The sequence below is a fragment of the Pelagicoccus albus genome (assembly GCF_014230145.1).
In the GTDB taxonomy this organism is placed as follows: Bacteria; Verrucomicrobiota; Verrucomicrobiia; order Opitutales; family Opitutaceae; genus Pelagicoccus; species Pelagicoccus albus.
Genome location: NZ_JACHVC010000012.1, coordinates 1,269,172 through 1,285,223 on the forward strand (window position 1 = coordinate 1,269,172; position 16,052 = coordinate 1,285,223).

Annotated in this window: 12 protein-coding genes; 5 read left to right on the forward strand and 7 right to left on the reverse strand. The window is 50.2% G+C overall.

What is annotated here, in order from left to right; genetic code table 11:
• Positions 1 to 5: 5 nt before the first annotated feature.
• From H5P27_RS14910 to H5P27_RS14925, 4 genes are all read left to right on the forward strand, one after another.
• The gene (locus H5P27_RS14910) at positions 6 to 1,367 is read left to right on the forward strand and encodes an MFS transporter (protein ID WP_185661188.1); all 1,362 of its coding nucleotides are present in this window, start codon (positions 6 to 8) and stop codon (positions 1,365 to 1,367) included.
• A 51-nt stretch (positions 1,368 to 1,418) separates the two neighbouring features.
• Positions 1,419 to 2,366, forward strand: a complete 948-nt coding sequence (locus H5P27_RS14915) for a glycoside hydrolase family 43 protein (RefSeq protein WP_185661189.1) — start codon at positions 1,419 to 1,421, stop codon at positions 2,364 to 2,366.
• A gap of 12 nt (positions 2,367 to 2,378) precedes the next feature.
• A complete protein-coding gene (locus tag H5P27_RS14920) occupies positions 2,379 to 3,428 on the forward strand; it encodes a family 43 glycosylhydrolase (RefSeq protein ID WP_185661190.1) in 1,050 nt (349 codons plus the stop codon).
• 171 nt (positions 3,429 to 3,599) lie between these two features.
• The gene (locus H5P27_RS14925) at positions 3,600 to 6,425 is read left to right on the forward strand and encodes a TonB-dependent receptor (protein ID WP_185661191.1); all 2,826 of its coding nucleotides are present in this window, start codon (positions 3,600 to 3,602) and stop codon (positions 6,423 to 6,425) included.
• Between the two features lie 77 nt (positions 6,426 to 6,502).
• On the opposite strand, the gene H5P27_RS14930 is transcribed toward H5P27_RS14925, so the two are convergent.
• Both H5P27_RS14930 and H5P27_RS14935 read right to left on the reverse strand, forming a co-directional pair.
• Positions 6,503 to 7,333: a helix-turn-helix domain-containing protein gene (locus H5P27_RS14930; RefSeq protein WP_221774729.1), complete on the reverse strand. Its 831-nt coding sequence runs from the start codon at positions 7,331 to 7,333 to the stop codon at positions 6,503 to 6,505.
• 49 nt (positions 7,334 to 7,382) lie between these two features.
• Complete coding sequence (locus H5P27_RS14935) at positions 7,383 to 8,627, reverse strand: glycoside hydrolase family 27 protein (RefSeq protein ID WP_185661192.1); 1,245 nt, start codon at positions 8,625 to 8,627, stop codon at positions 7,383 to 7,385.
• A 375-nt stretch (positions 8,628 to 9,002) separates the two neighbouring features.
• Here H5P27_RS14935 and H5P27_RS14940 point away from each other — a divergent pair, with 375 nt between their 5' ends.
• Entirely contained in the window at positions 9,003 to 9,506 is a 504-nt protein-coding gene (locus tag H5P27_RS14940) for a hypothetical protein (protein WP_185661193.1), read from the forward strand.
• Positions 9,507 to 9,540: 34 nt separating this feature from the next.
• On the opposite strand, the gene H5P27_RS14945 is transcribed toward H5P27_RS14940, so the two are convergent.
• The 5 genes from H5P27_RS14945 to H5P27_RS14965 all read right to left on the reverse strand — a co-directional run bounded on the left by H5P27_RS14945 (position 9,541) and on the right by H5P27_RS14965 (position 15,853).
• Positions 9,541 to 10,179, reverse strand: a complete 639-nt coding sequence (locus tag H5P27_RS14945; protein ID WP_185661194.1) for an NHL repeat-containing protein — start codon at positions 10,177 to 10,179, stop codon at positions 9,541 to 9,543.
• 18 nt (positions 10,180 to 10,197) lie between these two features.
• Positions 10,198 to 11,088 carry a LysR family transcriptional regulator gene (locus H5P27_RS14950; RefSeq protein WP_185661195.1) on the reverse strand — a complete coding sequence of 297 codons (891 nt, stop codon included), beginning with the start codon at positions 11,086 to 11,088 and terminating at the stop codon, positions 10,198 to 10,200.
• 22 nt (positions 11,089 to 11,110) lie between these two features.
• Positions 11,111 to 11,356, reverse strand: a complete 246-nt coding sequence (locus tag H5P27_RS14955) for a hypothetical protein (RefSeq protein WP_185661196.1) — start codon at positions 11,354 to 11,356, stop codon at positions 11,111 to 11,113.
• 116 nt (positions 11,357 to 11,472) lie between these two features.
• The gene (locus H5P27_RS14960) at positions 11,473 to 11,874 is read right to left on the reverse strand and encodes an ACT domain-containing protein (RefSeq protein ID WP_185661197.1); all 402 of its coding nucleotides are present in this window, start codon (positions 11,872 to 11,874) and stop codon (positions 11,473 to 11,475) included.
• Between the two features lie 109 nt (positions 11,875 to 11,983).
• On the reverse strand, positions 11,984 to 15,853 hold the full coding sequence (locus tag H5P27_RS14965; protein WP_185661198.1) for a PAS domain-containing hybrid sensor histidine kinase/response regulator: 3,870 nt from the start codon (positions 15,851 to 15,853) through the stop codon (positions 11,984 to 11,986).
• Between the last annotated feature and the right edge of the window lie 199 nt (positions 15,854 to 16,052).

Sequence of the window (16,052 nt, forward strand, 5' to 3'; positions counted from 1 at the left end):
TTCTCATGAAAAATTCTAAACTCAGCGTCATTGAAAAGTTAGGCTTCGGCGCCGGTGACATGTCTATCAATGTCATGGTGGCGGCCTTGTTCTACTTCATGTCGTACTTCTATACCGATATCTTCGGTCTAGATCCGGTACACATGGCCACGCTCTTCATGGTCGCTCGCTTTGTGGATGCTTTCACAGATCCGATGATGGGCCTGATCACGGACAAGTTCAAATGGAAGTGGGGGCGCTTTCGGCCGTATTTCCTCATCCTAGCCCTTCCGTACGGGGTTTCGATGATGCTGCTTTTCACGACTCCAAACTTCGACTACGCCTCGAAGTTGATCTGGGCCTACGCGACTTATCTGTTTGCGACCTTGATGTTCACTGGGGTGGCCATCCCGTATATTTCATATATCGGTGTCCTAACTTCGGATACGAAGGAGCGTTTGTCGGCGAACGGCTATCGCATGACTTTCGCTAAGATCGCAAACGCGGTAATCGTATTCTCAGTACCAATTCTAGCCAAGCAGTGGAGCGGTCCAGATGGCGATCTCGGGCGTGGATACCAGTTGGCGATGGGCTTGATGTCGGGTATCGGCGTGTTGCTTTTACTGGCCTGTTTTTTCACCACCCGTGAGCGAGTCGAGCACAAGGCGGACAAGCAACCGATTGGTCGACAAGTCGCACTGCTTTTAAAGAACGATCAATGGCTTGTTTTGGCAGCTGCTTGTATCGTGGGAACGCTGGGGTATGCGGTTCGTGGAGGCGTAGCGATTTTCTATGCCAAATATTACTTGGGAGGAAACGAGTGGGTTCAGTCCAGCTTTATGACTTCCGGTATTATTGCAGCGACTATCTCAATGGTCGCCTCCACTTGGATAACCAAGAAGTATTGTAAAGTCGGCCTGTTCCGTTGGTCTCAGATCCTGACCGGAGTGATTAGTGTGCTTATGTATCTGGTAGTGACGCCGGACGATATAGTAATGGCCTTCGTGTTCTATGTGGCGATTTCCTTCGTGGTCGATTTGCATGCGCCTGTTTTCTGGTCGGCAATCGCTGAGGCGGTAGACTATGGCCATTTCAAAAACGGGGAGCGCGTTTCAGGTTTGGCGTTTGGAGGTATTTCCTTTTGCCAGAAGGCAGGGGGCGCTTTTGCCGGCTTAGTGGTTGGCTTGCTTCTCAGCTACTTTGGATACGAGAAAGATGTCGTCCAGTCGGAGAACACACTCAAAGGCATCGCTCTCATGCTTACTGTGATACCTGGGTTCTTTCACGCACTTCTCGGAGTGATGATGTACAAGTACAAGATTACCGACCAATTCTATGACAATATGGTTGAGGAAAGCGGTATCCTGAAACCCGCGGATTCCGAGTAATAGTTACCTTGTAGTAGAAGTATAAATACGAAAATTTAGACGATTTTGGCTATGGAAACACAACCGACTCCACTTATCTTGCAACGTGCGGACCCGCATATACTCAAGGCTCCAGACGGCTACTACTATTTTTCCGCTTCAGTGCCTGAATACGATCGCCTCGAGCTAAGACGCTCGAAGACGATAGAAGGGTTAGTAGAAGCCGAAAAGGTTACGGTTTGGACAAAGCCTGATGAAGGTCCGTTTTCTGATCTGATTTGGGCTCCAGAAATTCACTACAATCGAGGTGCGTGGTACATTTATTTTGCAGGGGCTCCATCGCGGGAGATCAAGTATGATCTGTTCCAGCATCGAATGTATGCCATATGCACTACGGCGGAAAATCCGCTGGAAGGGGAATGGTCCGAGCCGGTTCAGATTGATACCGGTATCGACACGTTTTGCCTAGATGCGACTACTTTTGAACATGGTGGCGACTTGTTTTATGTCTGGGCTCAAAAGGAGATTGGTATCGAAGGAAATTCCAATCTTTACATAGCTAAAATGGATACGCCTCTGACACTTGCGACCGATCCGGTCCGGCTAAGTATCCCGGAGTTCGATTGGGAAATCCGTGTTTTTTGGGTGAATGAAGGGCCTTCGATCCTCAAGCGAAACGGGAAGATATTCTTATCCTACTCTGCGAGCGCTACGGACGAGAACTATGCCATGGGCCTACTTTACGCAGACCAGGATAGCGATCTGCTCGATCCCAGTAGTTGGACCAAAAGCAAGACTCCAGTTCTTTGTTCGAACTTAGAGTGCAAGCACTACGGCCCGGGTCATAACAGCTTTACCGTTTCAGAAGACGGAAAAGATGACCTGCTTGTGTATCACGCTCGTGAATATACTGAAATCGAAGGTGATCCGCTTTGGGATCCAAATCGCCATACTTTCGTTAAGAAGTTGCTATGGGACGATTCAGGCATGCCCATCTTCGATGAACGCCTAACTTCGTAGGCTCCGTTTCGGATGAATCGCTTTTTTAAGAGTCTACTATTTGTTTGCGGCTTTTCAGTGTTGGCGTCCTGCCATGCTGACGAACCGGCTGACGTGTCAGAAGCGGTTAATCTGCTTCCTCATGACGTGGTCGCTCACGACCCAGTAATCATTAAGGATGGAGAGACTTTCTACCTCTTCACGACTGGACCAGGGGTGACGGTTTGGAAATCTGAAGATTTGAAACGGTGGACCATGCAGGGACCCATTTTCGATCCTGTGCCGGAATGGACGAACAAAGAGGTCGCTGGTTTTCAGGGACACATGTGGGCTCCGGACATCAGCTACCACGACGGTAAATTTTACCTCTATTATTCTGTATCCACATTTGGCAAAAACAATTCCTGTATAGGACTTGCCACGAATACGACATTGGATCCTGAGAACCCTAGTTTCAAATGGGTTGATGAGGGGATTGTGGTTCAATCGAAGCCTGACCGTGATGACTGGAACGCGATCGATCCGAATCTGATTCTCGATGAGGATGGGACTCCCTATCTGGCATTCGGCTCGTTCTGGAGCGGACTCAAGATCGCGGAACTTAACGCTGACATGACTCGGATTGTTGAGCCCGAGGTGGAACCGCTTCCTTTGGCCAGTCGAGTGAAGGCATTTGAAACATTGGAGTCAGGTGAAACAATATCCGTGGCTGGCAATACTGCCATCGAGGGACCTTTCATTTACAAAAGAGGGCAATATTTCTACCTCTTCGCGTCGATCGATTTCTGCTGTCGCGGTTTGGATAGCACCTACCGCATGATATACGGCCGTTCGGAGGATGTACTTGGCCCGTATGTCGATAAGCAAGGCCACGCTCTCCTAGATGGTGGCGGAAGTTTACTCAAAAGCGGAGACGAGCGTTGGCAGGGAGTAGGGCACAATGCCGTTTGCGAATTGGACGGAGTGGAATATGTTATATTTCATGGATACGACGGAAATACGGAGCGAGGGCTGCCCAAGCTTCATATTGAAGCCTTGAATTGGACCGAAGATGGTTGGCCAGAGTTGACGGAGCAGGAGTAATTCTGCGTCTCGAAACACGGCACCCCGAAAATAATTATTAATTAAAATACTCTATATTGACGGGTTTTACCGCTCAAACGCGCATTTCCCGATAGAGGCATAGTTCCTCGATAGTTTTCTAATTTTAGTACCTTAAACCCAGTCAAAACTATATCTAACTAACACTACCATATGACCCCAAATACCCTCCCCGCTAATACCGGGGCTCTCGGATCGGCTGCACGCCGCCGAAAGTCCTTGGGCTATTCGCTCGCGCTCGTGCTTTCGCTCGTTTGCGGCGCAACCTCTTCCTACGGGCAAGAGGCTACCGACGAAGACGATGAAATTTTCGAACTCGGCCCTTACATCGTAGAAGGCAGTATTCGTGAAAGTTTGATCGAAGGTCTCGAAATCAAAAAGGAATCTTTCCAAATGGTCGACGCCCTCGTGGCGGAAGACATTGGTAAGTTCCCAGACAACAACGTTGTTGAAGCGTTGCAACGCGTCACTGGCGTGCAGGTCACTGACCGTGCATCGGGTGAAGTTTCATCGGTTTCCATTCGCGGTTTGAGCGACATCGCGACAACCGTTAACGGGCGTAACATCTTTACGTCTACTGGGCGTTCGGTGGCTTTGCAGGATATTCCCGCATCACTTTTGTATCGAGTGGATGTTTATAAGACACGTTCCGCTGCCGAGATAGAGCAAGGGATCGCCGGTGTTATCGACATAAAGACGCAACGCCCTTTCTACTTCGACGGCGAAAAGACTGTGGTTGCCGTTCGTGGTATCTATCAGGAATTGGCCGATTCTCTCGATCCGAATATCAGCGCCCTCTACACCAACACTTGGGAATTGGACAATGGCGCAAAGTTTGGTGCTTTGATTAACTTGTCGTATGCGGAAACTAACTACCGCGATCAAAGCGTAACCGCTGGGGCGATGGTTCCATTTTGGACAGACGAGCAACCAGATGGTTACGTTCCCTATCAACGTATCTTCGATACGGCTATCTGGACTCCTGGTCTAGAAAACGGTTTGCCTTTCGATGAAGGATCCACTCTCACGGTCAATGGAGAGGAATATGAATACGTTCTCTCTCGTGACGCGGTATTTGGTAATACACTCGATGGTTCGCGCGAGCGTCCCGCTGCAAACATCTCCCTGCAGTATGCTCCCAACGAGGATGCGGAGTACACCTTCGAAGCGTTCTACAACGGATACCGTGCTGAGACCTTCAACCAGTTGCACTTCGCTTTTGCGGACTGGTGGGGTTCTCTTGGCGATGATCCCGCTGCAAACGTAGAGTTGTATCCAGGAACCAATATCGTTAAGTCTCGTGACAACGTGGGCTTCCCATACGGCTTCCAAAGTGGTGACTACTTCAATGGGAAGACGGACAGTTATCTCTATGCCTTGGGTGGTAAGTGGAACATCAGCGACAAGTTCAAACTGACTGCTGACCTCTCCTTCCAAGATAGCGTTTACGAAGGTCAGTTCTTCGCGATGCGTCTCGACCGTGTTCACAGCGAGATCGACGTCGACTTCAACTCGGCCAGTGGATTCCCTGCATGGAACTTCGGCGAAGCCGATGACCTCAACGATCCAGCTAGTTGGAACGTAGCTCAGCTTTGGGACAACGCCGATAAGAGCGAAGGCGATTCGATGGAGCTACTCATCGACGGTGACTACAACCTCAAGGCAGGGATCATCGACGGTATCAAGTTTGGTCTTCGTTATGACGACCGTGGCGCTAAGTTCTCGGATCGCTACATTGACGAACGTCTAGGATACGTACCGTTCTTGGGCGCGAACCTCGCAGACTACCCAGATTTGGTTTACCAAAGCACAGGCTTCTTCGACGGTCGTTCCGACCTTCCTGATTCCTACCTCGTTCCAAACGCTTACTACACATGGGAAAACCATGAAGAAGTACTCGGTTGGTACGGACTGCCAGGACTCGATGATCCTCTATATGCTCTAGAAACCGTCTTTGACGTGAATGAAGTAACGACCTCTGCGTATGCAGTTGCTAACTTCAAGACAGAGCTCGGCGGCAAGAACCTAGACGGTCAGTTTGGTCTACGTTACGTAAATGTGGATACAGACATGTCTTTCTATGACTCCGACGCTGGCGCATTCACGGATGCATCCGTTTCTACAGACGACATTCTGCCAAGCTTCACCGTTCGCTACGATGCTGCAGATAACTTCCGTATTCGTTTCAGCTACGGTGAAACGCTTCGTCGCCCAGGTTTCAATGACCTGAATCCAATCATCAACTACGTGGATGACGTAACTGGTATCGGTTACGGTACCGCATCGGGTGGTAATCCAAACTTGGTTGCTACTACATCCAAGAACTACGACTTGGCTTTCGAATACTACATGGAAAACGCTGGCTCCCTCCATGCGACGCTTTTCAGACGTGATATCGAAGGCTTAGTGGTTAGCTTCCGTAACCGTGTTACCTACGAAGGTTACGATTACATCCTCTCTCAGCCGGACAACACCTCCAACGGTGAGCTAGAAGGCGTGGAGATCGGCTGGGTTTACTTCCCAAAGGATTTGCCAGGCGTACTTGACGGCTTCGGTGTACAGGCAGCTTACACGATGCTCGATTCCATTCAGGATATTCCGCTTACGGATGCTACCGGTACTGTCATTGGAACCGAGTCTAGCCCATTCTATGGTGTATCCGATTCTTCTTACAGCGCCGTGCTTGCTTACGAAAAGGAAAAATGGAGTTCCCGTCTCTCCTACGTTTGGCGTGAAGATTGGCTGAACAATGCGGAGGCTGCTCTTTTCGCTAACCCACTGGGTGTATGGCGTAAACCACAGCAGAGCTTGGACTTCCAGTTCACCTACAATGTGTCGGATGATTTCAAGATCACACTCGATGCAACCAACGTGACTGATGAGGAGTACAAGAGCTACTACGTTTACCCAGAGACTCACAACTTTGGTAACTGGCTAATCAGCCGCACCGTAGCAATCGGAGCACGCTACTCATTCTAAGCGTTTTTTCCTGATCTTAGTTTTGTTTATCGAAAGGACGTCCCGCGAGGGGCGTCCTTTTCGTTATCAGGGTTGGCTTACCGAAGTAAGCTCCTATGCCGAGCAGGGCTGGTGTGATATGTATTGCGAAACGCCCTACAAAAGACGTTGGAGGACGAGAACCCGGATGCGGCAGCAATTTGTTCGATGGGAAGGGAGGTTGACTCCAGCATACCCTTGGCGTGGGAGAGGCGTAGCTCCCTCAGCATTGCGCCGGGCGAAGTGTGGTAGCGCTTGGTAAACGCTCTGATTAAGTGCTCCCGTGTCACGCCGCACGTTTTAGCGATGCCTTTAAGCGTGATAGCGTCAGCGTAGCGGTTGTGTAGCAGGTGGTAACAGTATTCGATCGGGTTGCTGCCCTGAGTCTCCGCTACCTGCTGGCGATAGATTGCCGTGAAGAGGCGAATGATCAGTTCCGATTCGTGGTAGCGATCTCGAAAGTTGCCTTGGTTGAATCGCTCGTAGGCTTCTTGGAAAAGGATCCCTGACTCGGACTGATCTGGGATGGATAGAACCGGACCGAAATCTTGACGGATACGGTTAAATAAAGGGTTGGCGGAAGCGGATGAGTCGATGGATAGGTACTGTAGGTGGTATGGCTGTGAACCAGTGGCAGGATAGCCATAGCGGGAGTTTTCCCGCTGCGTGAAGGCCATCATGGTCCCTTGGGGCACTGCGTAGCGTCGTCCGTTTGATTCTTCGAAAAAGCCTTCACCCGAGAGGGTGCGCTGCAGGTTTATGCGGTTGGATTCTAGCCGTTTAGAGTTGTCCCAGTAGTAGCTCGTGTTGGTGCGTATTTCTTCCGCACCGCCATCTATACGAGCAAAAACGTCTTCCCTCATGGAGGAAAGACGTGTCAATTTTTGCACAGATTGCGAGGCCTCAATTCAGTCGAGGCCAGACTGTTTTGGGACAGATCTACTTCTTGGTCAGACGCATCATCAGTACGTCGTGGCTGCCTACTTCAGCGGTGAGGTCTGTGTGGGTGTCGCCAAGATCCTTGTCTGCCCAGAGGTCACGCACATCGAATTCGCCTTGAATGGCACGCTCTAGTCGCTCCCATTCGATGTGAATTTCCTGAGCTTCGTCCGCTGTATTCAGAACGCAGACTGCCCAATCTCCGCCATTGAGGGGTTTGATCCAAATCTCGTAGCTATCGGGAACGATGCGGTAGCGCCAAGCGGCCACGCCGTCTTTGTCCTGGTTAACTGCAATAACGTCTTTGTTGGTGAGGATATCTACGATTTCCGGAGTGATGATCCGCATGTCGTTGCCGGCCATGAGAGGAGAGGCGACCATAGCCCAGAGGGTGAAGTGGGAACGGGATTCCGCCAGCGTCAAACCGGGGTTTCCGACCTCGAGCATATCGAGGTCGTTCCAGCCGTCTGGTCCCGAGTACATGCCCAATCCGTCGTTCCCAACCACGGAAGGTTTCTTGTCGTGGTATAGGTCCAGGATAACTTTGAATCCTCGCGACCATTCCTGTTCGCAATCCCAGCAGTCGTAAATGTCGCCGGAGATTCGCCATAGGTGTCCAATGTCTTCGCCCCAGAGCCATGGATCGGCGGTACCCCATTCGCAAATTGAGAATACGATGGGGCGACCTGCTGCGTAGAGGGCGTCGCGCATGGTGGTGTAGGCTTCGATTGGGTCTCGAGTACCGGTGGCGCACCAGTCGTATTTCAGATAATCAATTCCCCAAGAGGCGAAGGTACGGGCGTCTTGGTACTCGTGTCCTTGGCTCCCAGGATAACCGGCGCAAGTGGTTTTACCGGCGTCGCTGTAGATACCCATTTTAAAGCCCATTTCATGGAGCTTGTCCGCCAAGCCTTTGATGCCGTTGGGGAATTTCTCCGGGTCGGGCACTAGATAACCTTCCGGGTCGCGTTCCCGAAGAGACCAGCAGTCGTCGAGCACGATGTACTCGTAGCCGGCTTCGAGCATCCCATTGGCCTTCATCTCGCGAGCGGTGTCTAGGATAAGTTCCTCGCTAATGTTGGACTCGAAAGTGTTCCAGGTATTGAAACCCATGGGAGGAGTGAGGGCGAGCCCCTCGAATTTTTGAGCTACGGTGGTAGCTGCTAAGGCGCTGGCTATACCGACCGCCGCTATTTTCCTCAACGAGGCGAATAGGCCTCGGACTTGGTGATTTCTAATTTCCATAGCTTTGTTTTGGGGGTTCGCTCCAAGGCCATGCTAGTAACGGAAGAGGTCAAACCAAGCCTGAAGAATTATCACATATTGCACATTCACAGGTCACTCTTTGATCTATTTGTCCTGTCGAATGGATGTCCTGGGCTTTCTCAAGCATTTGAACGAGGCGTGAAAATGCAGTGTCGTTGGGTTTCAATGCGCAGCCATCTGCGGTGGAGTGTCGTGCATAGTTCCTTGTCAACTGGAACTCTCTGGACTCAGATGAGGGCTTGGGGCATGTTTAAGGGGCAGGTGGAGTGGCTATATCGACCACAAGCTAAGTCGGCTGCAAATTATTATGCAGTTGGCACAGACCTAGCAGCTTCGATTTAGAGGAAATCAACCATGAAGAAATACTATCTACCGATCGTTTTCGTAATATCGCTAATCTGGTCTACTGCGTCTTTCTCGCAGGTAAGTTCAGACCTTTCGCCCGAAGTGATGATTGGGGCGGAAGTTGTGGGTCCAGATGGCAGTTCACGCTTGGGTCACGTGCTTGGCCTGGGGCGTAGCGGTGAGAACGGCGAGCCCCTGATGTATGTTGTGGGAACGAAAGGGCTCTTTGGGAAAAAGGGAATAGTCCCGCTCTCCAACGTGAAAGAAGAACTGACCGTGCCCGGCAAGGATGGGATGAGAACTTTTCGCCTAGTCGTAGGCGTCAACAAAGGTACTTTCCGCAATATCGCCAAATGGAGTGGTGACGAGCCGCTTGGTTCCTACCTGTCGAGGATTGATTCGATCCTAGGAACTATCTACGGCCTCGATGAAGACACGATCGAGCAAATGGCTCGACGTGTCGTTTTCGATGATGGTGCGCCAGAGGAAGCAATCCCGGTTGCTGCGTTGTAATTGAACCGGGACCGCTTTGGAGTTGGGTACTCGACTAGAGGCTGAACTTTACGGTTTCTCCGGCAGCTCTGTGGTTGGTCCAAAAGGATTCTCCATCGTGCGCTAGGGCTCGTGCTTGAAAGGGGATGTTTGCCAAGTCTTCGTATTCCCCGCTCTTCGTATCAATTCGGCCGAGATAGTAGTCGTTTGTCTCTTCGTCTGCTGTGTTGGCGATGTAAATGTAATCGCCTATGATGACCTGCCCGCAGATCCCTCGAGGCGATCGGTAGGTTTCTAAAACGTCACCATTGGGACTGAGCGACAGGACGACTTGGTTATACCATTGGCTAACGTGTAGGGAGCTACCGTCGAAGCCGAGCTGTGAACCAGTATCATCTGGACACTGAATCTTGAAAGCTGTGTCGAAACCGTGGGCTGGTATTAGCCGGCGGATGAATCGATTGTCCTCTTCGGTTTCGCCGCAGAGCACCCGCAGTTCCTCTCCACTTGAAACCATGCCGAATGGGTTTCCGGGAGCTGGGAACTCGGATTTCACCGTCCAAGTCTCCACGTCAATTTGGTAGATGCGTTTAGTCGCAAGTGAACCCATCCACAGAGCGTCTGCGTGCCAGGCTAAGGATTGGGGCAAGTCTGCAGGGGCTTTGAGACGGGAAATTTCGGTAATAGTGTTCATGGTGTGTTGAATTGGGTTTTATTGGAGCTTGGCTAGATTTAGGATAGGGGAACTAGCGTCGATAAAGGCTTGAATTTGGCGTTCTTGAAAACGTGAACCGAGGCAAATGAGGTTGTGGGAGAGAGTGCAATCGAAGCCGTCCCACTTAATCAATTCGCCGTTTTCGATCTCTTGTTCTACAAGGGCTTCGCCCATCAGGGATAGGGCGGCCCCGTTTCTGACAAACTGCAAGCAGGTACCTTCTTCGTCTATGGTGTAGCGTTTTGGGATCGTAAGTTCGTGGGCCTTTACGATTCGATCCATGAGCTGATAATAGCTGCAGTCCGGGGTTTTGAAGACCCAAGGCAGCTCTTGCAGCTCTAACCAGCTCGCGTCAGTGAGCTCGTCCTGATATTTTGGAGACGCTATTACCAGAACCTTGTTCTCGCGGAATTTTGAGCTCAGGATTTTGGGTGAATCTATTTCCCCCTCGTAAAAGCCGACGTCGATTTCTCCCGCGAGAATTCCTTTCTTTATGTATCCAGAAGAACTGTGCTGAAACTCAAGCTGCAGGTTGGGACAGGATTCGCTGAGAGCTTGGGCTATTTTGTCCAGAGGGATTTCAGCGGAACCGGAGTTGACGCCAATGATGAGTTTTCCGGACGGACTGGACTGAAGGTTTCTCGCTAAGTTGTTCAACTCCGCGGTCTCTTTCAGGATTGAGTAGGCTCGGGTTAGCAGGGCTTCGCCGTCCTTGGTCAAGAGCATGCCGCGAGAGCTTCTCTCAAAGAGAACGAGTCCCAGCTCGTCCTCAAGAGCCTTTATATGGGCGCTGACCGATGGTTGGCTGGCGAAGATTCGCATGGCTGCCTTGGCGAGAGTGCCCTCCTCAGCAACCGCTGCGAATGTTTTGAGCTGGTAGAGTTCCATTTAGGTTTCGATCTCGGAACAGCTAGGCGGATATGGGCGAAGGATTCAACTGTTTGTGAGCCCCTGCCATCGCGTCCTCCTCTTCGTCTTCCTTTTCTGGCTTACCGGTTTTAATGCTGACCACTACGCCGTGCACTAGGATTTTAAATCCTGGCTGCTTTGGATCGACAGGCAAGGGGCTGACGTCGGGGAGAGAGTTGTGGATGGCTTTAAAAAATCCTCCGATAGAGGATAGCAGTTTACTGAGTTCAGTTGGATTGTTTTTCATGACGCCCACAGTATGCCATGGGCTTCGATTTTTGGGTAGACGTAGTAGCTGATGCTTGCCTTCAGCTTTTCTGAAGGTCCCTTGGCTACCTATAGAAATCTCGAAGTAGAAGATTCCTAGCGACTTGTCCGGCTGAGTCGTTGCAAGACCTGCAGGGCGAGCTCCGCCTGGGATTCCGGTATCAACAAGTGGTCGTGAAAGTATGCCGAAACCACATTGCACGATATATTTGAAGCGGCTAGCGCTTGGGCGATGTGGCTCAGGAATCCCACGGCTTCGAGGGATGAATGAACCTCCAGCGTGATTAAGCGAAATACCGAATCGAAAGGAATCCCACAGCGGATGGCCTCTGCCTTTTCGCAAAAGACGGTGAGTCCTTCTGATTCGTAAAAGGTACCTTTCGCCTTAAGCCCTTCAGGTAGATGAGAGTCTCTTAAGGTCGCAATGACGAATGACTCTTCCGATAGAGTGGGAGACATCGTCTGTATCAGTTGCTTCAAGTCCGTTGATCCGCTCATCGTCGTTTAAATCCAAAACTGAATGAATTTACGCAATGGCGCGAGCCCTCTTTTACGAGGGTGTTAGGAGAAGTGTCGCCAGAATAGTGATACAATTGAGATGCCTCGTCTATGACGCAAGGCTCTCGCTGGAGCTTTCTATGCTTTTGAGCAAGGATTTTAAGAGTTTGTCCGGACGTGTCGGTTTGGCGACGTAGTCATCCATCCCTGCTTCCATGCAACGTTCGCGATCTCCGGTCATTGCGTTGGCTGTAAGGGCAGTTATGAATATGCGATCGTTGTCGCGCGACTCTCTGAGTTTTTCTGCCGCTTCAAAACCATCCATTCCCGGCATTTGGCAATCCATGAAGATGACGTCGTAACGCTTCTTCTTAACCATCTCGAGGACCTGAAAACCATCTTCAGCCAGATCCGCGTCCAATCCGAGCTTCTTAAGCTGCAGCAAGGTTACCTTCTGATTGATGGGCATGTCCTCCGCAACGAGGATTTTTATGGCGGGTCCTGTCCATCTAAGCTTTTTCTTTTTCCTTTTGCCCTCTTTGGTATCAGGAAGCTCTTGTTGTGATGTCTTATTGAATACGGCGGTGAACCAGAAAAGCGAGCCTTGGCCTTCGGTGCTCTCCAGACCTATTTCACCACCCAGCAATTGAACGATTTCTTGCGAAATCTTAAGACCCAAGCCGGTGCCTCCAAAACGTCGTGCATGAGAGTTGTCAGCCTGTACGAAGCTATTAAAGAGTTTTGTTTGGGCAGCGGGAGGTATGCCGATACCAGTATCGGTTATGTTGAAACGATAGGTTAGCTTATCTTCGGCATCGTCCTCTAGCTCCACCTTTAACGAAACGAATCCCTGTTCCGTAAACTTGATTGCGTTGCCTAGCAGGTTCAGGAGGACTTGCCTCAGCTTACCTGCGTCACCCATGAGTTCTAGCGGTATTGATTCAGTGACCTTCGACCTCAAGTCGATACCCTTGGTTTTCGCGGTAGTTCCGAGTAGCGTAGTCGTTTGATGTATTGCTTCAGCAAGGTTGAAAGGGTGTGGATCGAGAGTAAGCTTGCCAGCCTCTGCTTTGGATAAGTCTAGTATATCATTTAGGAGAACGAGGAGGGAATTTGCTGAATCGCGAATCGTCTCACTATACTCTTTTGCCTCCTTATTTAGTTCCAAACCAAGGAGCAAATCCGTCATGCCGATGATGCCGTTCATGGGCGTTCTCAATTCGTGGCTCATGGTGGCAAGGAACGCGCTCTTTGCTCGCGTGTTTTCCTCCGCTTTTTCCTTGGCCCTAGTAAGTTCGGCTTCCACTTGCTTGCGAGCATCGATGTCTCTCATTATTCCGAATGCGTAGACCGCCTCCTTGTTTTTGCGTACGAAGCCGCAATTGACTTCGACCCAAAGCGGCGACCCATCTTTACGGTGGATTTGCAGCTCCAGAGACATTGTAGGCGCGTATCTTCCCTTCCTTAGTATATTCCGAACAAGCAAGGCATGCCGGGTGCCGAGAAGGGCAAAGATGTTGATCGATTTAGACTCGGCTTGAGTGTATCCAGTGAGCTCCTCTCCCGCTTCATTGAAGGAGAGGAAATTTCCCTCGAAATCTAGTGTATAGATGAAATCGGATACGTTGCGGATCAGCTCCTGATGTTGCGATTCGAGGAGCCTTTCGCTCTCCGCTTTTTGACGAATAGTCTCGGTCTGAGTTCTGATAACTCTTCTGAGAGACAAGCTCCACAATCCGCCTGCGACAACGGCCGCAAAGCAAATAAATAGGGCTGCTCCGATGCGACCTGGGGTCCACCAAGGGGCATACTTGAGTATGTCGACATCGTTTTCGCCTCTCAGTAGAATAGATGATTCGGCGGGTAAAGAGTGTTCATCGAAAACAATATAGTAGATTCCAGTTATGCCGAGCTTAGCTCCGGGAATCAGGCGATGCATTACGGCTTCGAAATTCGAACTCTTGCCTGAAGCTTCTATAACGGAGTCTCCGGATTGTAGAAATAATCGAATTTGATTATTGGATACGGCAGTGTCGACTAGTTTGGCTTCCACACTGATTAGTTGTCCATCTAGTGCGAGGTTTAGATAAGGAAGCTTTTTACCAAGGTAGAGGGGAGCGAGTGCCTCGCTGTCTCCAATTTTTTGGATTTTAGCGTTCCGAAAGTAAAGTCCAGTTGATGATCTTTGCGGGATACCGACGACTTGTACTTTGTCCCCAGGCAGAAACTCTTGATTGGTGTGACTGAGCACTCTTAGCGAATCGCGGCCATCATTGAGGTATATGGTTTGACCCAAATCGTGATGGGCAACTGTTGCTTGTATATGCCGGTACTGGTTTGCTTGGCCGATCGCTTGATAAGCTCTGAGCGAGGTTATGTCTGTAAGGGGCAAATCGAATGGGTTTTTGAGTGAGGGAATCGCGACACGAACGAATCTTTGCTCAGGAATGTAGAGGTGGATCGCTTTAAAGTACTTTCGCTTGTCTACCTCTGTAACGAGTACTCCGTTCAGCTCCAAGGTGTCGCCGACTTCGAAGGCGGCATCTCCTTTGTACAGCTTTGCTCTAAAGTCTCCATGAGGAGTTGAAAGGAGGAGGTGACTCCAGTCGTTTTCATATTCTACCTCTTCTAGATAGGCAGATATCTGAACCCATTGGCTATCTAAGGATCCTGAAATGGCCTCTTCGTAGTTGGTTTTTACAGGTTTCGGTATAGGGAGGTATCCTGCGATCTGGAGAGACTCGGCCACTACCTCGGGAGTGAAATTCCCTTCTTGGATTTTTCCTTTTACCGAAATTGATTCCCCAACGAATGGCTGAGAACGAAGGGGTGTTGATATGTTAACCCTTATTCCTCCCGTCGAATCTTGGAGGTAGACGAAGCGAGAATGCGGATCGACATACGTGAGTACACCAGACAGGTCAGCTGAATGTCCGATACTCTGCTCTGCAAGAGGAAGCTCTAAGACTTGTTCGACCAACCTGAATTGGTGCAATATCGAGTCAGCCTGCTGGGGGATGATTTGACTGTCGTTGATTGGTCGATACGTGGCGTTTTCCAGAGTCCATTCCGCCCCGTTTTTGGCAGTGTATCCAAAGAGCTCGACACTGTCCCCTCTCTCAAGCTCGCTTTCCTGCTCAACGGAAACTGCGATTTGGCCAGTTTCGTCGCGAACGATGAGAGGTTGTTCAGGGACCTTTGAGTATACGAGACTGGGCAATGATACTAGTTCGCCAACTTTTTGCTCGGCCAGTTGGGAGATGTTTATCCGAGGGGCTTGTGAGATCTTTTCCTCAAGCTCCGGAGCTGTAGCTAAACCAGTGGAAGCATCGCACCAGATAGCGGCGCTGTTTAGAGTGGGGTCGGAGTTTCGCGTAAGCACGATCACCCCTGACGCGCTAACAAAGGAGCCTACTATTTGAGGGCGAAGATTTGTATCTTCCAGCAAAACCCGTAGTTCAAGTCTCTGACCTCCAACGATAAAGTCATAAGCAAGATGGGTTTCATCTTCGAATAGGATTCTGTCTACGTAACCCTGAGCTTTTGCGAATTGGAGGTCGGCATTCGAGAAGTCTGCATCTTTTCCGGAGTACAGCTTGGGCTCTGGAAAGGTGTTTTCCTCAATTACCTCGATACTGAGAGTTTCAGATTTTAGGCCGAGAGAGGGCACCATGGTTCCTCTCATTCGTATTTTGTTTCCGGATGCGAATTCGAGAGGGGTGCCGGATAGGGGTAGATAGGCTCCGATACCCTCGTTCCGAACCCAGAGATTTCCCCATTCCGGATCGTAGTGCAAAACGTCCAGAGTCAGGTCCAGTTCGAGAGGCTTGTGCTTATGCGTTTCGAGTTGAGAATAGTGCCAGAATTGACCGACTCCGGATATCTTCTCCGGACTCGACGAAGTAATTTGAGTTTCGACTGAATCCTGTGCCTTAACTTGGGCAGTCAGAAAAGAGCCCAACCCGACTAATGCCGCCATCGCTACTTTGCTCCCTAGGGTACAAAGCAATTTCTTTCGGAGAAGTGGAATGTTGAGTCTTAGCTTTTTCTGGGGGGGTAATCTGGAGAAATCCGAAATCACTAGCGTATTATTCGGTAACTCTCCAGTTAGCCCAAAGCATAATCAGACTTGGGTGGCTCTCCAGAAGTTGTTCCCAGTCTCATTTATTTCCTTTTTA

Excerpts from the sequence above, each read along its gene's own strand:
- H5P27_RS14945 (WP_185661194.1), bottom strand. The coding sequence starts at position 10,179 with ATGAACACTATTACCGAAATTTCCCGTCTCAAAGCCCCTGCAGACTTG.
- H5P27_RS14950 (WP_185661195.1), bottom strand. The coding sequence starts at position 11,088 with ATGGAACTCTACCAGCTCAAAACATTCGCAGCGGTTGCTGAGGAGGGC.
- H5P27_RS14925 (WP_185661191.1), top strand. The coding sequence starts at position 3,600 with ATGACCCCAAATACCCTCCCCGCTAATACCGGGGCTCTCGGATCGGCT.
- H5P27_RS14920 (WP_185661190.1), top strand. The coding sequence starts at position 2,379 with ATGAATCGCTTTTTTAAGAGTCTACTATTTGTTTGCGGCTTTTCAGTG.
- H5P27_RS14940 (WP_185661193.1), top strand. The coding sequence starts at position 9,003 with ATGAAGAAATACTATCTACCGATCGTTTTCGTAATATCGCTAATCTGG.
- H5P27_RS14965 (WP_185661198.1), bottom strand. The coding sequence starts at position 15,853 with ATGGCGGCATTAGTCGGGTTGGGCTCTTTTCTGACTGCCCAAGTTAAG.
- H5P27_RS14960 (WP_185661197.1), bottom strand. The coding sequence starts at position 11,874 with ATGAGCGGATCAACGGACTTGAAGCAACTGATACAGACGATGTCTCCC.
- H5P27_RS14910 (WP_185661188.1), top strand. The coding sequence starts at position 6 with ATGAAAAATTCTAAACTCAGCGTCATTGAAAAGTTAGGCTTCGGCGCC.
- H5P27_RS14915 (WP_185661189.1), top strand. The coding sequence starts at position 1,419 with ATGGAAACACAACCGACTCCACTTATCTTGCAACGTGCGGACCCGCAT.
- H5P27_RS14955 (WP_185661196.1), bottom strand. The coding sequence starts at position 11,356 with ATGAAAAACAATCCAACTGAACTCAGTAAACTGCTATCCTCTATCGGA.
- H5P27_RS14935 (WP_185661192.1), bottom strand. The coding sequence starts at position 8,627 with ATGGAAATTAGAAATCACCAAGTCCGAGGCCTATTCGCCTCGTTGAGG.